This is a genomic window from Pyrinomonas sp. (assembly GCF_040289685.1).
Lineage (GTDB): Bacteria > Acidobacteriota > Blastocatellia > Pyrinomonadales > Pyrinomonadaceae > Pyrinomonas.
On sequence record NZ_PSLQ01000033.1, the window covers coordinates 1 to 17,050 of the forward strand.

At 60.0% G+C, this 17,050-nt stretch carries 15 protein-coding genes; 7 read left to right on the plus strand and 8 right to left on the minus strand.

Features of this window, described 5'->3' with window-relative positions:
• Positions 1 to 211 precede the first annotated feature (211 nt).
• Positions 212 to 487 (plus strand): ferredoxin family protein, encoded by a 276-nt coding sequence (locus C4334_RS08555; RefSeq protein ID WP_352431668.1) that lies wholly within the window; start codon positions 212 to 214, stop codon positions 485 to 487.
• A 104-nt stretch (positions 488 to 591) separates the two neighbouring features.
• On the plus strand, positions 592 to 873 hold the full coding sequence (locus tag C4334_RS08560; RefSeq protein ID WP_352431669.1) for a hypothetical protein: 282 nt from the start codon (positions 592 to 594) through the stop codon (positions 871 to 873).
• A 243-nt stretch (positions 874 to 1,116) separates the two neighbouring features.
• Here C4334_RS08560 and C4334_RS08565 read toward each other — a convergent pair whose 3' ends face one another.
• Positions 1,117 to 1,881 carry a glucose 1-dehydrogenase gene (locus C4334_RS08565; RefSeq protein WP_352431670.1) on the minus strand — a complete coding sequence of 255 codons (765 nt, stop codon included), beginning with the start codon at positions 1,879 to 1,881 and terminating at the stop codon, positions 1,117 to 1,119.
• Between the two features lie 207 nt (positions 1,882 to 2,088).
• Between C4334_RS08565 and C4334_RS08570 the strand changes: the two genes are divergently transcribed.
• From C4334_RS08570 to C4334_RS08585, 4 genes are all read left to right on the plus strand, one after another.
• Positions 2,089 to 3,162, plus strand: coding sequence for a polysaccharide biosynthesis/export family protein (locus C4334_RS08570; protein WP_352431671.1), 1,074 nt, complete (start codon positions 2,089 to 2,091; stop codon positions 3,160 to 3,162).
• Between the two features lie 72 nt (positions 3,163 to 3,234).
• Positions 3,235 to 3,474, plus strand: coding sequence for a hypothetical protein (locus C4334_RS08575; protein WP_352431672.1), 240 nt, complete (start codon positions 3,235 to 3,237; stop codon positions 3,472 to 3,474).
• A 438-nt stretch (positions 3,475 to 3,912) separates the two neighbouring features.
• A complete protein-coding gene (locus C4334_RS08580; RefSeq protein WP_352431673.1) occupies positions 3,913 to 5,550 on the plus strand; it encodes a sensor histidine kinase in 1,638 nt (545 codons plus the stop codon).
• A gap of 209 nt (positions 5,551 to 5,759) precedes the next feature.
• Entirely contained in the window at positions 5,760 to 7,130 is a 1,371-nt protein-coding gene (locus C4334_RS08585) for a sigma-54-dependent transcriptional regulator (RefSeq protein ID WP_352431674.1), read from the plus strand.
• Positions 7,131 to 7,345: 215 nt separating this feature from the next.
• Here the strand turns inward: C4334_RS08585 and C4334_RS08590 are convergent, their stop codons facing one another.
• Both C4334_RS08590 and C4334_RS08595 read right to left on the minus strand, forming a co-directional pair.
• The gene (locus tag C4334_RS08590) at positions 7,346 to 7,879 is read right to left on the minus strand and encodes a hypothetical protein (protein ID WP_352431675.1); all 534 of its coding nucleotides are present in this window, start codon (positions 7,877 to 7,879) and stop codon (positions 7,346 to 7,348) included.
• A gap of 826 nt (positions 7,880 to 8,705) precedes the next feature.
• The gene (locus C4334_RS08595) at positions 8,706 to 9,236 is read right to left on the minus strand and encodes a DUF1003 domain-containing protein (RefSeq protein WP_352431676.1); all 531 of its coding nucleotides are present in this window, start codon (positions 9,234 to 9,236) and stop codon (positions 8,706 to 8,708) included.
• Positions 9,237 to 9,617: 381 nt separating this feature from the next.
• Here C4334_RS08595 and C4334_RS08600 point away from each other — a divergent pair, with 381 nt between their 5' ends.
• On the plus strand, positions 9,618 to 10,976 hold the full coding sequence (locus C4334_RS08600) for a matrixin family metalloprotease (RefSeq protein WP_352431677.1): 1,359 nt from the start codon (positions 9,618 to 9,620) through the stop codon (positions 10,974 to 10,976).
• A gap of 609 nt (positions 10,977 to 11,585) precedes the next feature.
• Here the strand turns inward: C4334_RS08600 and C4334_RS08605 are convergent.
• From C4334_RS08605 to C4334_RS08625, 5 genes are all read right to left on the minus strand, one after another.
• Positions 11,586 to 14,144: a S8 family serine peptidase gene (locus C4334_RS08605; RefSeq protein ID WP_352431678.1), complete on the minus strand. Its 2,559-nt coding sequence runs from the start codon at positions 14,142 to 14,144 to the stop codon at positions 11,586 to 11,588.
• Positions 14,145 to 14,893: 749 nt separating this feature from the next.
• A complete protein-coding gene (locus C4334_RS08610; RefSeq protein ID WP_352431679.1) occupies positions 14,894 to 15,322 on the minus strand; it encodes a peroxiredoxin family protein in 429 nt (142 codons plus the stop codon).
• A 170-nt stretch (positions 15,323 to 15,492) separates the two neighbouring features.
• Entirely contained in the window at positions 15,493 to 15,936 is a 444-nt protein-coding gene (locus tag C4334_RS08615) for a methylglyoxal synthase (protein ID WP_352431680.1), read from the minus strand.
• A 285-nt stretch (positions 15,937 to 16,221) separates the two neighbouring features.
• A complete protein-coding gene (locus C4334_RS08620; RefSeq protein WP_352431681.1) occupies positions 16,222 to 16,581 on the minus strand; it encodes a rhodanese-like domain-containing protein in 360 nt (119 codons plus the stop codon).
• Between the two features lie 39 nt (positions 16,582 to 16,620).
• Positions 16,621 to 16,992 carry a hypothetical protein gene (locus C4334_RS08625; protein WP_352431682.1) on the minus strand — a complete coding sequence of 124 codons (372 nt, stop codon included), beginning with the start codon at positions 16,990 to 16,992 and terminating at the stop codon, positions 16,621 to 16,623.
• Between the last annotated feature and the right edge of the window lie 58 nt (positions 16,993 to 17,050).

Below are 17,050 nucleotides of genomic sequence, written 5' to 3' on the forward strand. Positions count from 1 at the left end.
CTCAAATCGCTCATGCCGGAGCCACCGGCGCAGACGAGCGAAGCATGATCCGTCACTAAATCTTCGCCCGACCTCGACTGATGATCTCTGAACTCCCTCGCTTTCGCGCAGCGCAGGTTGACGCTTAAAATGGAGATGGGACCGGACGGAATGGCTCTTGTGATCCGCGTCTCGCTGTGAACAAAAAGCATGAGAGGGAGCGAAGAGAAGAATGGCTTACGTCGTCACGGAACCTTGCATTGATTGCCGGTACACGGATTGCGCGGTGGTTTGTCCGGTAGAGGCCTTTCGCTTGGATGAACGAATGCTCGTCATCGATCCGGAAATTTGCATCGACTGCGATGTTTGCGTCCCCGAATGCCCTGTAGAAGCGATCTATCCTGAAGATGGGGTGCCGGAAGAGTGGAAGCATTACATCAGATTGAACGCCGAAAAGGCCACAAGCGGACTATCCGTCATCAGCCAGAAGTTGGATCCTCTCTGCTGAGCTGGTTGGACGCCGTCGCATCGCTTTGGCGAGTTTCAATGCGCGCAGAGGGATCTGCTGATCAGGCGGGCCTTTCTCGAAACATCTTCGCGACTTTTGGTCGGATGAAACGTCGTACCAAACTGCTTTTGAAAAGCGCCGCCTTCGGCATCGGCACGCTTGGTCTTGGACTCTGGATCAAAAAGAGGAAGCGCCCAAGCGCCGAAGCGCAACAGGATGTTTGGGTGCGCCCCGGTCAGAGACTAACCTTTCGCGCCGAGTTGATGCCCGGGCGCAGTGCGCTTGAGCGGACCTTTCGCGTGCGAAAGGTCCTGCCCAACGGGCGCGTCGTGCTCGATGGCGTCGGCGGCGAACACGCCGAAGCCGAGTTCGAATCCGTGCGTTGATCTCGAACGCGAAAAGATCTCCGCGATCTTCGGATCACCTTTGCTCGCGAAAGATTCCGCGCGCTGATCTTGAAGTCAGTTTCTGCTCTTCCGGTCGCCGACCGTTCTGAAGGGCGGCTTTGGTCCGAAATCCTTCGTTCCGAAATGTCGCCGCCATCTTTGCTCGGCGAGATTGGGGCAGTCCTGCTTCCGATGCTGCTACCGCCCGTTTCGAAATGCCGCCGTCATCGTCGCTCGGCGGATTCACCGCGCACAGGTTTGCGAGCGTCCGCCGTCGATTGGGTAGGTTGCGCCTGTGATCCATGCCGCGCGTCGAGAGGCGAGAAAGAGCACCAGTTCGGCCACTTCGTCCGCCTCGCCGATGCGTCCGAGCGGATGCGTCTGTTTGGAGCGCTCGATGAACGCGGCGTACTCCTCATCGCTCATGCCGCCGCGACGGTGAAGCTCGGTGCGCACGACGCCCGGATTGACGGCGTTGACGCGAATCCCTTTGGGCGCGAGTTCCAGCGCCGCGCAGCGCGTTAATTGGTCCAGCGCCGCTTTGGAAACGCAGTAGGCGAGCACGCCGGGAAAAGCGCGAAGTCCCGTGACGCTCGAGACGTTGACGATGTTGCCGCGCGTGCGCTCCAAGTGCGGCACAGCTAATTGCATCAGCCGAAAGACGGCGCGCACGTTTACTTCCATCACGCGATCCCACTCTTCGAGCGCAGTCGTCTCGATCGTTCCATTGGAAATGATGCCAGCGGCATTGACGAGCACATCGAGCGCGCCGAACGTAGCGACCGTTTCGCGAACCACTCTTTCGGCATCCGTGGTGACGTCGGCGCGCATCGCGCGCACCGTGCCGCCCGCGCGCGCGGCCTCTTCTTCCAGTTGGCGCAAAGCCTCCTCGCGCCGTCCGACGCCGACCACTCGTGCACCTTCGCACGCCATCCGCAAAGCGACGGCGCGTCCGATCCCCGACGTCGCGCCCGTCACCAAAGCAACCTGTTCGCTGAATTCGCCCATCTTTGTTTCGCTGCTCCGTGTGAAGTTTATAGGAACGAACGGAAGTTTACGCCAAGAACGGCGATTCATCACGGGTTCGGGCGTTTGTTTTCCTCTTCCTTTTGTGCCATCATTTTCGGTTGTTGAAAAGAACGCCGCCGTCACTTTCGCACGGTGCGGTTTGAACTTGCGAGCGATCGCGACACTGGATCAACAGGAGGTTTCGCAATGCGTTGGAAGTTGATCGCGCTGGCACTGGCCACTCTGCTTTCAGGGCTGACGGCAGAGCTTCGCGCTCAGGTCATCGGCGCGCCTAAAAGCGGCTCGTCCGCTGGCAGCACTGGCGGCGATGGGGTAGATAGCGTGCTCGACGGTTCGGGCAGCAATCGTTACTACAAACTCGGTCCCGGCGATATCATCGATGTGCGCGTCTTCGGCGAGCCGCAATTCAACGGCCAAGTTGAAGTGGACGAAGACGGCAACATCGAGATCCCGTTCGTTGAAAAACCGATCAACGTCAAGTGTCGCACTCGAAACGAAGTGCGCAAGGCGATCGCGCAAGAACTATCGCGCTATTTGCGCGATCCGCAGGTGAGCGTGCGCGTCATCGAGCGGCGAAGCAAATCGCCTGCCATCGTTTACGGTGCCGTGCGCGCGCCGCAGCGCTTGCAGATGTTGCGTCGCGTGCGGCTGCTCGAAGTGCTGGCCAGCGCTGGCGGCGTCACCGAACAGGCTGGCGGAACGATTCAGATCTTTCACACCGAACCGTTGACTTGCCCCGAAACCGAAGAAGAACAGGCGATCGCTGCGCGCGAGCAGACGCAAGCGCAGACGGACGACGTATTTCGCGTCCCGTTCGATGTGTACAGCATCGAGGACTTGAAGCTGGGCAAGCAAGAGGCCAATCCGATCATCCGTCCGGGCGACATCGTGATCGTGCAAGAGGCCGCTCCCGTTTACATCACCGGAGCGGTGGTCTCACCACAAGGCATCTACCTGCGCAGCAACACATCGCTGATGACCGCCATCGCCATGGTCGGCGGCTTGCGCAAGGACGCCAAAGCTGGCGAGGTCAAGATCTATCGGCGCAAACTCGGATCGCTCGAACCGGAGATCATCAAAGTGGACCTCAATAACGTGCGCAAGCAGAAAGTGCCGGACATGGCGTTGCAACCCTATGACATAATCGAGGTGCCGGGCGCGACGGTGAACAAATCGACGATCCTACAGACGCTTTTGGGCACCGCTTTCAACACGGTGACGGCCCTCAGCACAGCACTTCCGCTGCGCGTAATCTACTAGAGTAGAAACGAAAAGAGCGCGCGTAATTTGCTGAAGTTAGAGCGAAATCTTCCGAAGGAGCGAAAGAGCGAGATGGTGCAGACGAAAAAGGGGAAGAATCGGCGAAGGAAGACCACATTGTTGTGGGTGGCAGTGGTCGCGGCGATCGTCATTGGACTGCTCTGGAAAGGGCAGATCGCATTGCTCTACGTTCTGGCGACGCTCAGTTTGACGGTCTTGATGCTCGTCGTCGCTTTCGCCGATCTCGAAGGTGGGAGACCTTCGACCGAAAGCAGCCTTACAGAGATGAACACGACCGAGCGCCGTCGGTAGTCTTCAAGATGGCGCTGGGCTTCGACGAAGGATCGCTGATCGCGCGCATCGCTCGCCGCCGGTTAGCCTTTGAATCACGCCCCAGACCGATCCTCACGCTCTCGCGGCGAGAAATGGTTTCTGCTTTGCGCGCCAGCGACCGTCGGCGACTCGGACGCGCGAGCGTCGCGCTGTCGGACGGTCACCCCAATTTGCGCTCTTGAGCGGGCGATCTTTTGCCCGCGAGAGTCGAACTCGGATTTTTCACCGAGTCACATTCTACGAACTGTTCGCGCTTTCAGCGCCGCGGATGCGCTTGATTCCCCGCGTTGGTCTTCTCGAGCTTCGTCCTTTTCGATGATCGGCGGGCGAAGGCGCGGTAAAATATGCCTTGAGGAGCGACATCGAAACTCCCCCGGCAGAACGTAGCTTCCATTTCCGCAACGAGGTTCCACGTAGATGATCGATGCGCGCGACGCAACCGATTCGGCATCAAAGGGCGAGCAGGCTCCGTCGCCGGTTTCACCACAGGAAAAGAAGAAAGGTGCGCGTCCGCTCCGCTTACACACCAAAACGACGTTGCTCGTCTCAGCCATCACATTGATCGTTCTGGCGGCGATGTTCTTGGTCATCAGCTCTCGCGTGGCCGACCTCGTGCGCGAAGAGCAGAAGATGCTGGCTGAACTGCAGGCGATCAATTTGGCCCAACAGATCAGTCAGACGCCGACGCCGCGCGATCCCGCCGAAATGGCGCAAGCGGCGACGCTGGTGCGCGGATCGCGTCCCGGCATCATCAGTGTGCGCATATGGCAGCGCGTCGGCGGCGTCTTCGTCGAGACCGCGGCGGCTGCCGGAAGCGCGCCCGCCGAAGAGATTCCGGAAGAGACCAAGAATTCGCTTCGCAGCGGCATGGCTTCGCGCGTAGTCAGCGCGCGTCCAACGGAAAAAGACGGCTCGGTTTATCGCGTCTTCGCGCCGATCACAGAGGACGGGCGCGTCAGCGGTGCAGTGGAGCTGGTCCAAAGGTTAGACGACGCGCCGTCAGTTGCCGTGCGTTACAGACAAACCGCCGTTTGGATTTCGCTGCTGGCGATCGTCTTGATCACGCTTTCAACCTATTTGCTCTTTCGACAAGTGATCTACCGCCCGATTGACGCCTTGCTTGCGGCCATGGCGCGCGCCGAAGCCGGAGATTTCGAGGCGCGCGCGCCCGTGCGCGCCTCGGATGAGCTGGGCCAATTATCGGAAGGGTTTAACCGCATGATCGCGCGCATTCGCGTCATGAGCGAGGAGCGCGAAAAACGCAAGCAACTGCTCGAAGAGCGCGTCCGCGAAGCGACGCTCGAACTTCAAAAACGAAACGAACAACTCGAAACGATCAACCGCGAACTGTGGCGCACCACTCGCCGCATAACCGAACTGGAAAGGCTGGCCGCCGCCGGACAGACGGCCGCGCAGTTCGCCCACGAAGTGGGCACGCCGCTCAATCTCATCAGCGGTCATGTTCAACTGTTGCGCGCTGCGCTCGATGATCCGCGCGCTGTTTCGCGCCTTGACATCATCGGCGAGCAGATCGAGCGTATCGAACGCATCGTGCGTCATATGCTCGATCGCACGCGACCGGAGACCACGGTTTTCGCGCCGCTTGATCTGAACGCGCTCGTGCGGCGTATTCTCAACGCGACGGCGCCGGCGCTCGAAGCGCGCAACGTCACGCTGCAAACCGAATTCGCGGCCCCCCTCCCATTGGTCGCTGGCGATGCCGATCGCTTGCAACAGGCGCTCATTAACCTGATCAACAACGGGCTCGACGCCATGCTTTACGGCGGCACGCTGACCGTGCGCACGCGAGCGGAAGGGACGGAGGAAGTGATCATCGAAATCGCCGATACGGGAAGCGGCATGACCGAAGATGTTCGATCGCACATCTTCGAGCCTTTCTACACGACCAAAGGGCGCGGGCGCGGTGCTGGGTTGGGGCTCTTCATCGTACAACAGGTCGTGCACGAACACGGCGGGCGCATCGAAGTTGAAACCGCGCCGCAACGCGGCACGCTCTTTCGCCTTCACTTCCCGCGCGCCGACTCCTCCGCTTGACCCTCTCGCGCTGAAATCATGAGGTTGGCTGAAAACTACCTCGCCTTATGTGGCTCCTCGGCGAAAAGTTCGCGAATGAGGCCGATAGGCGCAACGCGAGATAAGCTTTCGCCGATGCGGGCCGCGAGATCGTCGCCGTAGGATGGCCGTTTTCCGCTTCTCCTGGTGAGGTGTATGATTAGAGCGTTCCGTTCGTGGGGCATGTGGTTATGAAACGCATCCTCGTCATAGATGATGACCGCGCTTCGTGCGAACTGTTGCGTGAAATCTTCGTCGCGCAAGGATGGGCTGTCGAAACGGCACAAACGCCCGCTGAAGCACTTAGTCTTGCCGCCCAAATCGAGTTCGATCTCGTCGTCAGCGACATCAACCTCGAAGCGGAACAGTCCGGACTGGACATCCTGCGTGCGCTGCGCCAACGCGCCCCCGTGATCCTCATCACGGGCTTCGGCACGTTGGAAGCAGCGGTGGAAGCGGCGCGCGAAGGCGCGTGGGATTTCATCTCCAAACCCTTCAAAGTCACGGAGGTGATCGCCACAGCGCGTCGTGCCATGGAACGCACGAGCGAAACCGAAAAGGCCGGCAAAGATACGGAAGCAGCTTCACGCCAGAGCGCAGGGTTGATTGGCAGAACGCCGGCCATGATCGAACTCTACAAGGAGATCGCGCGCGTCGCCCCATCGCGTTCCACCGTGCTCATCGTCGGCGAATCGGGCACGGGCAAGGAGCTTGTCGCGCGCGCCATTCACGAACACAGCGAACGCGCGCGCGGACCATTTGTCGCCGTCAACTGCGGAGCTTTGACCGAAACGCTGCTTGAAGCGGAACTCTTCGGACACGTCAAAGGGGCGTTCACCGGCGCCGTCGCCGATCGCAAAGGGCTTTGGGAAGAGGCCGAAGGGGGCACGCTCTTTCTCGATGAGATCGGCGAGACGAGTCCGGCCATGCAGGTCAAACTCCTGCGCGCTCTCCAATCGGGCGAAATAAGGCGGGTCGGTTCGGCGCGGAGCGTTCGCGTCGATGCGCGCGTTGTGGCTGCCACCAACCGCGATCTGGAAAAAGAGGTTTCGGCTGGCCGCTTTCGCGAAGATCTCTACTACCGTTTGAGCGTCGTCACGCTTCGCGTCCCGCCTTTGCGCGCACGCCGCGACGACATCCAGTTGCTGGCGGAGAATTTCCTTCGCCGCATAGAAACGGCGCGCGCCCGTCGCTTGCGCCTTTCCCCACCGGCGTTGGCATTGCTGGTCTCCTATTCATGGCCAGGCAACGTCCGCGAACTCGAATCGGCGATTGAATACGCTGCACTGCGCGCGCGCGGCACCGAAATTATGCCCGAGGACCTTCCGCCCAAACTACAAGCCGATCCGGCGCGCGCGCGCTTTTTGAGCGAGCACCCGTCGCTTGCGGCGATCTACGCCGACCTTCCGACGCTCGACGAACTCGAACGGCGTTATCTCATCCACGTCCTCAACGAAGTCGGTGGCAATCGCATGCGCGCCGCCGAAGTGCTTGGCATTGACCGTCGCACGCTCTACCGCATGGCCGAAAGATTCGGCATCAAGTTGAGCGAGGAGCCTTAAAGAGCACCGAAGAGATTTGCCGCAGAACCGCTCCACAGCCGTCTCGCCACGGTCCTTGCGCTCTCGAAAAGACCATCGCTTCTTTGACCAGAAGGGCCGCTACTGTTGCGGGACACTGGACCGTCGCGACGCAAGCTTGTGAGAAGACGTTGGGGGCGCTGATCCTTGCTGGATATCAGCTCAGCTTCACCGCTGCCGAGGGGGGTTGATCGGCGTCATAGTTGGTGCATGTTGAGGCGATCGAGATTCCGGTTAGCTTCGCTGAGCTGTTTGATCGCTTGCTCGGTGACGCCGCGGTTGATCAAAGCTTCGGCTGTTTTGATCTGCCTCAGGGTTGAATTCAACATATCGCGCTCAGCGTCGGTCCGCCCTGCAGCGCGACCAGCGCGCACAAGTGCGGCATTGGCCCGCGCCAATGCACGCAGCGCGTTGGCCGTTTGGCGGCGACGAAGGCGCATGATCGCCTCGGCGATGCGATCGCCAGCCGTTTCCACGTCCGGGTCGCGTTCCGGCAGTTGCGGGTATTGAACGATGGGCGGCGCGTTCACCATTTGCGCTGTTCGCCGACCGACGTCGGTCGTCACCGTCTCTTCGATGGAACGATTCGCGCACGACGAGAAGAGAGCAAAGAGCAACAAGCCACACAGAAGCAACGAGGCGACCAGCGCTTCTAGCTTGATCGTTTGCTCCGAGCCGAGGTTCGCTCGCGGCTTGGCAAACGTCTCTTTGGAAGAAGTCTTCAGGATCATCGCGCGACGATGTGGCCTGCGGGCACAGCGTTTGTGCTCGCGCTTGAAACGAGCAGCGCCCTAAACTTCAAGGCCGCTCGCGCGAGTGCGTCGCCCGCTTGAAAACGCATCACGGGACGGTCGTGCGAGCGGCCTTGAGCGCGAAGGAACGCTCTTTTCAGAATCAACGGCTGGTGTTCGAATTCGTTCTCGCCGTCTTCTTGGCATGACGACGGTGATGGCGCTTGCGATGATGGCGCTTTTTGGTCTTGCTCGAAGCCGTCGCCGAAGACGTGTTCGAGCTTTGTCCGCCGCTCGTTTGCGCCATAGCAAGGCTGCCAAAACCGAAGACCAGCATTAAGGTCAGAATCAAAGACGCTCTTTTCATCCTCTTGCCACTCCCTTTCGTAAAGTCGGTCCTAACCAGATTCAAAGCGCAGGCGAAAGGGTTCTGATTTGGAGGAGCTGCCTCGACTTAACGACCTCGCCATCTTTCCCTCTCGCCTGTGCACTGCGTTCGAGAGCAAGGGATGTGCCGCAGCGCGCCAAGCGAAATATCCGCAGTTCGATACGGGGCGGCGAGCCGCACGCTGTGGCGATCTTGCCTCGGATCGCAAGATCGCCACAGGCGATCGGTCTGCCAGCAGGCTCTCCCATCTGCCCCTTGCTAACGGCGAAAGACCACCTTTCGCACAACGCAGCCGCGCCACGCAAGGGAGCCTCTTAACGGGCGAAGGAAGCTTCTTTGTAGGCTTGCGGAACAGATGGGAGTTGTCTGAGCGAGCTTTTTTGCGACCCTTTCCGTATTGAAAGCGCTGGGCAAAAAGGTCCTCGAAGAAGGCCGCTGCTACTTGTCGGCGTTGATCTCGCTCTTGATCTCGCGTACATCTTCGGCTACGACTTCCAGTTTCCGATCGACGCGCTCGACCTCTTGACCGACGCTTTCGACCTCTCCGGTCAGCTCGTCTATCTCATGCTTGACGCTGGCCGCTTCCTCTTTGACGATCTCTTCCATGACGCTCAGCACCTCCTGCGGATCTGCCGATTGCTTGAGCGCCTCGACGTCTGGATCGGCGCGCACCTCGAAATTTTTGCTCATCGCGCTGAGCTGCTGCGCCACGTCGTCGAGCATCTCGAGTATTTTGGCGATCTTGTGCTCGGCGAGCAGGTTGATCTGCAGATCGAGTTCGGCCCGCTGTTCGCTCAGCCGCGATAAACGGTTCTGCGAGATGAGCACAAAGGTCGAAAGAAAGATCGCTTCAAGCGAGACGATCAGAGTCAGCAGGCCGAACGGAAAGGGATCGAATTCCGTCAGGTGTGGGACGTGAAAGAGGCCGACGTTGAGTGAGCAGGATCCAAAGCGCAAACCAAACGGCATGAATGTAGACGAAGGGCATCGAGCCGGAAAACTCCGTGATCCAATCGGCGATGCGTTCTTGACGCGAGCGACGGGATGCCTCGCGCTGTTGAATTTCGGCGACCGCAGAGATGTTGCGCCGAATCAGCTCGCTCTGTGCCGAATCAAGGCTCAATTTTCTCCCTCCTCTTCCAGACCGCGATCTGAACTCGGCGGAGCAAATTCGATGCCAAAAACCAACGCTTTTGCCACCATTGATCCGAACCAGCCAAATGGCGTAAGCTTTCAGCGACCGGGGGGCCGAACTTCTTCCGTCCGTAGCCCGCGCGCATCGTAGGTGCACGGCGGATGAACGTTCGGCGTCCGCTGAAAGGACGCCTCCCGCATCATTACGGATGGCCAATGCGTCTTTGCTTGTGCATCTTCGTCGCTTTTCTGCTCGCCGCGCAGGCGAATTTGCGGGGCAGAGCTTACACGCTTCAAAGAAGCGAGGCGAATCGCGCCGTCCGGTGGAACAAAAAGAGCATCCGCTTCGCCCTTTCCGACTCTTTCTTTGTTGCGCCAAACGTCCGTGCCGACCGAGCGGAGATCGTGCGCGCCGTGCGTCGCGCGTTGGCGCGTTGGTCCGCAGAAACCGGTCTGCACCTCGGCCTCGCGCTCTCCTCAACGCAATCGGTCAGCAGCAGCGCTAGCAGTGGGGACGGAATCAACCTGATCACGGTTGCCGACGCGCCGGAGAATCTAGCGCTCTTCGCCGACGAAGGGGACTTGGCCGGTCGCACGCGCGTTTTCTTCAATCCACGCTCAGGCGCGATCAGCGAAGCCGATATCGCGCTCAACCCAAATCTTCTCTTCTCCACTGATGGAACGCCGGGCACGTTCGACCTTGAAGCGACGCTCACGCACGAACTGGGCCACGCTCTCGGTCTTGCTCATTCGGCAGTGCTCGGCTCAATCATGCGTCCGCGCCTACGGATGAACGACGCGCGAGAAAGCGTCGTTGACTTGCGCCAACTGGCAGAAGACGATCGCGCCGCAGCGCGCGCTCTCTACAGGCCGAACGCAGAATGGGGAAGCTTGATGGGCAAGCTCCTCTTCGCCGACGGCGGTCCAATATTCGGCGCACACATCTTCATCGAGGAGGCAGCAACCGGGCGCGTCATCGCTGGCGGCATTACGCGTGAGGATGGATCTTACAGGATCGATGGGCTGCCAGCAGGCAGTTATAACCTAAGGATCGAACCGATGGATGGTCCGATCGAACTGGGGGAGATTGCCCGCAGCTCTTACGCGCCGAACGTTTTTCGAGCCGTCGCGTCGGAACGTCCCATTGAAGTAGCCTTCAATTCGGCGACCGAATTCAATGCCAAGCTGGAGAACGTCGCGCCCAAACTCAACCCCCGCCTGCTCGGTTTGACTGCGCACCTTTCGGCTGTGCCGCTCTCGCTCGTGCCCGGACGCACTTACACGGTGTTGATCGGCGGCGAAGGCTTGGACGAAGTCGTCGCAGCATCGAGCGATTCACCTTACGTTGCGGTGGAAGAAGTTCGTTCACAAGGAGAGGTTGCGGGACTTTCACTGCTCAGCGTAAGCGTGCGCGTCGATGCCGCGGCGCCTGTCGGCGAGTACAGTTTGCGCTTGCAAACGATGGAAGGCGAGTCGGCTTGGATCGCGGGCGCACTGCTCGTCCATCGTCCGGCGCCGATCGCGCTCGGCGCAGCCGAAATCCCCGACGCAACCGATCCGATTTGGCTCGATTGAGAATCGGCGCGCCCTTTCGTCTCGCTTTTGCGAGAACCCTCTGGTCCGGAGGTCTATTCGCGCTCAACGGTCAGGCTCTTCTCTCGCTTCGCGTCCGAGAACGTTCTTGACGCTCGGTAAATCATCTGATCACAGTAAAGACGTACCGGTCCTCCCGCTTCACGCTCAGGAACATTTCTCGAGGCTCTTTCCAAGGCCATCAAAGCGAGAATCGCGTAAGGTTTTCACGCCTTATCATCCAAAAACACTTCTCGACATTCGCTCCTTCGCCTTATGTCCCAACGACCCTTCGATTGAAGCCGCCGAACAGATCGAAAGTCGAAGGCTCAGCGCGTCCTTTCGCGCCGCGTTTGAACGTGGCCCACTGCGCTTTCGCTTGAAGACGCCGAAGCTCAGTTCTGCAAAAGCGCGAGATCATCGAAAGCCGCGTTTTCGCTCGAAAAGGGCACTGCCTCGTAGCGTTTCATCCCCCGACGAATCGGAGCGGAAGAGGATTTCCACTCGGAAAGAAGCGCATCTTGCGCTAAACGCGCCGCGCGAGAAAAAAGTAGGGTGGAAAGAATATTCCACCCTACAAGTTCTCGCTGTGTTTTGGTTCAAGGTCGGGGCTTAATCGCCGAGCGAGACGCCGTCGCCGAGCGAGACGCCGTCACCGAGCGAGACGCCATCGCCGAGCGAGACGCCATCGCCGAGCGAGACGCCGTCACCGAGCGAGACGCCGTTGCCGAGCACAACACCATCAGCCAACATAATGCCATCGCCGAGCGAGACGCCATCGCCGAGCGAGACGCCGTCACCGAGCGAGACCCCTTGACTGCTCACGGTCCAGACGGCACCGTTCGATTGCACGGTCCAAACAGCACCGTTCTGCTGTGCCGTCCAGACGGCACCGTTCGATTGCACGGTCCAAACAGCACCGTTGGCGCTCACGGTCCACACGGCACCATCGGAAGAGACGGTCCAGACCGCACCATCGAATCTGAACGTCCAGACCGCGCCGTTTTGATTCACGGTCCACACGGCACCATCTTGATTCGCCGTCCACACGGCGCCGTTGCCGCTCACGGTCCAGACCGCACCATCGCGGCTCAAGGTCCAGACTGCGCCGTTGGCTTGAATGGTCCAGACCGCGCCGTTAGCCCGAATGGTCCAGACCGCGCCGTTCAGATAAACGGTCCACACGGCACCGTCAGGCGACACCGTCCAGACGGCACCATCGGAAGAGACGGTCCAGACGGCCCCGGTCGCGTTGACGAGCACTTGCGGCAAGGTTTGTGCAGAGGTGAGTCTCGCTTGGTTGGCGAAGATCACTTTGCTACCCTCCACAAGGCCGCCGCGGCGCATGTAGTTTCGATCCAAAGCAACGCCTGTCGGCAAGACTGCGCCAGCAGGTGCACCGCTCGGATCGCTCAGCACGAATCCATCGGCCAGCATGATGCCATCGCCGAGCGACACGCCTTCGCCAAGCACGACGCCGTCGCCGAGCGAGACGCCATCACCAAGTGAAACGCCGCTCGCCATCAACCAGCCGTTGGCGATGATGCGGTGATCGGCCAGCATGATGCCGTTGCTTAGCACCGGGTGGTTGCTAAACAGGACACCTTCGGCATAGATCAATCGGGCATTGTACAGGACGCGCTCGCCAGCGATCGTATTCCCGGCACCAAGATCGAGCAGGCTCGTGCCGCGACGGAAGATCTGGTCGCCCGCACGCAGACGGCCAGCGTTCGGCACAATCGCTCGCGCCATCGCCACCGCGCCCGGGATGTTGATCAAGCCCGCGCCCTGCGTCACCGCGCTCTGCACGTTGTTGGCGAAGCTTTGCCCCGGTAAAACTTGCGCCGTGCGCATGAGCGCGGCTTTGACGAGGGCGGGGGTGAGGGACCTGTTCGCTTCGAGCATCAACGCCACCGCGCCCGAAACCACCGGCGCCGCGAAAGAGGTTCCCGAATAAGTGAAGTAAAGATTCTGCCGGCCTCCCGAGGTCGGTTGCACGATGCGATCCGGATACTGCGTCGGAATGGTCGCGCCCGGCTCCTGCGACATCGCCGCGATGATGCGTCGCCCCGGAGCGACGATGTCGGGTTTGGCTAAACGGTCGTACAGCGTCGGCCCTTTGGATGAAAACGAGGCCACCACATCATCGCGTCGCGTGACCGTGGAGCGGGAGTCGGTCGCGCCGACAGTGATGACGAAAGGCGAGTGGGCCGGGCTGCCAATGCCACCGTAAACCAAACGATAGATGGGATTGCCTTGCTCGTCGTAGCCGATGATCTCCTCGGTGCGTCCGCGATTGCCCGCGCTGCAAACCACGACGATGCCAGCGCGAACGGCGCGTTCCACCGCTTGGCAGAGCGGATCGGTGCGATAGGATTCGCGTACCGGCGCGCTCAAGCTCATATTGATGACGCGAATCTGGTACCGATCGCGGTTCTGTATGGCCCAGTTAACGGCCTGCAGGACGTTGCTCGTCAGTCCGACACCGTTTTCATCGAGCACGCGAATATCAACGAGCTTCGCCTCGGGCGCGATCCCAGCGAAGTTGCCGGCATAACCGGTGGATCCAGCGCCGCTTCCCGCCGCCACGCTCGCTACGCCCGTGCCATGCCCGCCGGGATCACCGCGCCGTGTATTGCCCGTGAAATCGACTGTGGCAATCACCCTCCGCCCGAAATCAGGATGACTGGCGCTGATGCCGCTGTCGATCACTGCAATCGTCACGCCGCGCCCGGTCAGACCTTGATGGCCGCGGCCCGCTTGAACTTGAGCCGCCCCCGTAGTCTCGCGCGTCAATTCCAAGTCGCCCTTGACTGGGCGATCGGGCGAAATGTATGCGATGTCATCGCGGTTCGCCAGTTCTTCGAGCGCGTTGCTGGGAACTTCGGCGACCACTGCGCCGATCTCGCCGAGCGCACGGCGCGCAACGCCGCCGCGCGCCGTCAGAGCGTCCATATGCCCGCTCGACAGTTGCCCTTTGGTCTGAATGATGACGCGCACCAAACGGGTGGGCGCGTTGCGTCCGATGCTGGCGCTTAGATCCTCCGCGATCTTGCGAGCGCGTTGAGGCTGATCCTGACCGCGCCTCGCAGCCACGACGCGGTTTGTCAATGGGGCAAGGGAGACAACCAAATTCAAGATCAGTATGTGTGCTGATAGGCGACGTAACACCTTCCCTTCTCCTTCCGTTCAATCCTCAAACGTCTCAAAAACGGGGCGTGCGAGGGTCCGCCCCGCACGGCAGGTCGAGAACCGCCTTCGGCGCTCCCGACCGCCTAATCTTCGTGAAAACTTTGCGTCGTGAAAACTTTGCGCCGCCTTTGTGAACAAGCCGCGTGCCGCGCCCCGAAGGAACCCACCTGAAGCACATAAACAATCCATTTTCAACAACTTAGCTTCTGATCAGGGGATCCACCGAAACGCCGCGCGCCGCACGCGAAATGGATACAAAGTACTCATAAGCCTTCGCTTTTATCCTCCTATCTGCTTGATTTGATTGGAGAACGAGGGACGCGGCGATTTTTTGTAAAGCACGTATACAGTGCGAATCGAGTATACAACGACTTCAAGGCTCGTCAGCCTGAACGCCTCGCCCGTAGTCAAAAGGCCCAAGTGGGATTAAAATGCGCCCGAGCGCGGCCCATCGGGCGCATTTCGATGTGGTGACAGGGTTGAGAACTGCTCGCCAAGAGGTTGAGGTAACTGGACAAATCAGTTATCCACATGAAGCCCAAGCGAATCGGCGTGCTTTGGCTGCGCTACAGCCAACCGGAACGCGCAGCGCGCGCACTGCGAGGCGGTCTTAGGCCACGAGACTAGCCTAGCCGAGCAACCGGACAAGGGAGACGGCTTTCCAGGGGCGCCTGAAGGCGGCTCTCGCCGTCTGCTCGTGGTAGGCAGGGATGCAAGCGGAGGCCCCTTTAGAGCAAGCTTTCGAGGGCACGGTAGATGCGCTGAAGTTTCTCTGGCGTTGCCGGGCCGGTCTCTTTGAGGAGGATCTCGCCGTTGCGATCAACGATGATGACGTTGGCTTTTCCGGCGGCGTATCCGTAACGCTCCGTTACGTCGCCTTCGAAATCGAGCAGGACTGGATACTTAATGCGCCGTCGGAATTGCGACCGAGCGAAGCCGCGAAAAAGTGCAGGCACTTCACGCAAAACGGCGATGCCGTGAATATCTACGCTTGGGCCGAATCTTTCGTATATTGGTCGAATCCACCCTTCGATCTGCTGCGCGCCTTCGCGATCGCCGAAAGCGAGAATGCTCGGCCTGTTTTTCGGAAAGCGGCAGGTGACGCGCTTGCCGAATTGGTCTTCGAGTTCGAATTCTGCGGCTCGCTCTTTTTTCATCGCCGTCGCCGACGAGCCGAGCAAAGCAAGAAGCGCCAACGCGACGCTGAAAAGGCGTCGGCTAGAGTTGCCCGTTCCCATCATGGTTCCCCTTCGGGTCGTGCCCTCAGGATTTTTGCCCGAAGGAGAAGGAGAAAGTGTCGCTTGAATCCAACAAAAGATTGAAATCTTCAACGAGCAGTAGGGGTCACGTTGCGGCGCGCGAAGAGTCCGCCGAGAAGAGGCGATGAGATGAGAAAATCGGCTGTCGCGCGGTTGCAAGCCGTCGGAACGTTGTGCAAGACGGCCAGTCTGAGCAGCGCCTTGACATCGACATCATGCGGTTGCGGCGTGAGCGGATCCCAGAAGAAGATCAGCAGCGCAACGCGCTTTTCCGAGACGAGCGCGCCTATTTGCGCATCGCCACCGTATGGTCCGCTCAAAAGGCGCGTGACTTCAAGCCCCGTCTCCGCCTCGATCAAAGCGCCGGTCGTCCCGGTCGCATAGAGCGTGAAAGCCGAGAGCGTGCCACGGTTGAATCGCGCCCATTCGACCAAGTCATGCTTGCATCCGTCGTGCGCAACGAGAGCGATGGCCGGACCTTCTCGCTCGCCTTCAATCTTTTCGATCTTCATCTTCGCATCCTTTGCCTAAAGGGGGACGAAATTACAGCTAAGTTAAAGCTTTCGGTTGCATCAGGCAAGAGCGTTTATCTTCGTTTCCACTTCGATCATCGGCTGCGCGAAGGAGCCTATTGTTCGCCAACAAGACGCCGCAAGAAGCGATTACCGTGGCCCGGACTTCTCCACGGGCAAGCCTTTTTGCTCCCAAGCTTGGTAACCACCGAGCAGCGCGGCGGTCTTCGAGAATCCGAGCTTTTGCAGATCGAGCGCCGCCCGGGCGCTCGTGTGTTCAGCCGGTCAAGAGCAGTACGTCACGATCAGTTTATCGCGCGGTAAAAGGCGCGGAGCTCGTTCGCCGACTTCCGTGTATGGGATCCATTTGGCACCGGCGATGTGGCCTGCACGGTATTGCGCTTCGTTGCGCACATCGAGGACCAAGGCTTCGCCGCGCGCCAATGCCGCCTGAAGCTCCTCGACCGTGACGCGCTTAACCCCATCGGACGGGGATTCGGCGGGAACGGCTTGCGTCTCCCTTTCGACGGACGATGGCTTTTCGGCGTTGCGCGCCTCGAGCGTCTTATCCTTACGCGCTGTGCAAGAGATGAGGAACGCCATAACGACGAGCGTCATGGCGAGCAAACCTTTCGCTTTCGTCATACTCTCCCCTCGATTCTCCGAAAGGATCTCCCAACACGATCATCTTCCGGTGTAATCTTCGACGACGAACCTTTTGCCGAGCGCAGCGAAGTTCTCCGGCGTCCAGTCGAAGTTGGTTCCCGCGATAGCGCGGCGCCCTTCGTCGGTGATGACCCACATGTTGGTCTCCGGATGCGAATTGGCTTTGAGGTACGCGATGTCTTCGCGCGTCAGCGGTGCCCCGTCCGAGCGCGAGATCACGTAGACGTGCGCGAACTGTCCTTTGCGAACGTAGTCAAGGTCTTGTTCGAAGGGCGGCAGCGTCCTGCTTTTCGGCGCTTGCTCCGTCCGACGCGCGCCGCCGCAACCGATGCTCGAGAGCAACACGGCCAGCACGAAGCAAAAAAGGATCTCTTTTTGATGTCGCTTCATCCTCTTGGTTCTCACCTAACGCAAGGCAAAAGGTCGCATCTCGCTCCCCGATCATCCG

Excerpts from the sequence above, each read along its gene's own strand:
- C4334_RS08615 (WP_352431680.1), bottom strand. The coding sequence starts at position 15,936 with ATGAAGATCGAAAAGATTGAAGGCGAGCGAGAAGGTCCGGCCATCGCT.
- C4334_RS08600 (WP_352431677.1), top strand. The coding sequence starts at position 9,618 with ATGCGTCTTTGCTTGTGCATCTTCGTCGCTTTTCTGCTCGCCGCGCAG.
- C4334_RS08555 (WP_352431668.1), top strand. The coding sequence starts at position 212 with ATGGCTTACGTCGTCACGGAACCTTGCATTGATTGCCGGTACACGGAT.
- C4334_RS08575 (WP_352431672.1), top strand. The coding sequence starts at position 3,235 with ATGGTGCAGACGAAAAAGGGGAAGAATCGGCGAAGGAAGACCACATTG.
- C4334_RS08590 (WP_352431675.1), bottom strand. The coding sequence starts at position 7,879 with ATGATCCTGAAGACTTCTTCCAAAGAGACGTTTGCCAAGCCGCGAGCG.
- C4334_RS08625 (WP_352431682.1), bottom strand. The coding sequence starts at position 16,992 with ATGAAGCGACATCAAAAAGAGATCCTTTTTTGCTTCGTGCTGGCCGTG.
- C4334_RS08565 (WP_352431670.1), bottom strand. The coding sequence starts at position 1,881 with ATGGGCGAATTCAGCGAACAGGTTGCTTTGGTGACGGGCGCGACGTCG.
- C4334_RS08585 (WP_352431674.1), top strand. The coding sequence starts at position 5,760 with ATGAAACGCATCCTCGTCATAGATGATGACCGCGCTTCGTGCGAACTG.
- C4334_RS08610 (WP_352431679.1), bottom strand. The coding sequence starts at position 15,322 with ATGAAAAAAGAGCGAGCCGCAGAATTCGAACTCGAAGACCAATTCGGC.
- C4334_RS08570 (WP_352431671.1), top strand. The coding sequence starts at position 2,089 with ATGCGTTGGAAGTTGATCGCGCTGGCACTGGCCACTCTGCTTTCAGGG.
- C4334_RS08560 (WP_352431669.1), top strand. The coding sequence starts at position 592 with ATGAAACGTCGTACCAAACTGCTTTTGAAAAGCGCCGCCTTCGGCATC.
- C4334_RS08595 (WP_352431676.1), bottom strand. The coding sequence starts at position 9,236 with ATGCCGTTTGGTTTGCGCTTTGGATCCTGCTCACTCAACGTCGGCCTC.
- C4334_RS08580 (WP_352431673.1), top strand. The coding sequence starts at position 3,913 with ATGATCGATGCGCGCGACGCAACCGATTCGGCATCAAAGGGCGAGCAG.
- C4334_RS08620 (WP_352431681.1), bottom strand. The coding sequence starts at position 16,581 with ATGACGAAAGCGAAAGGTTTGCTCGCCATGACGCTCGTCGTTATGGCG.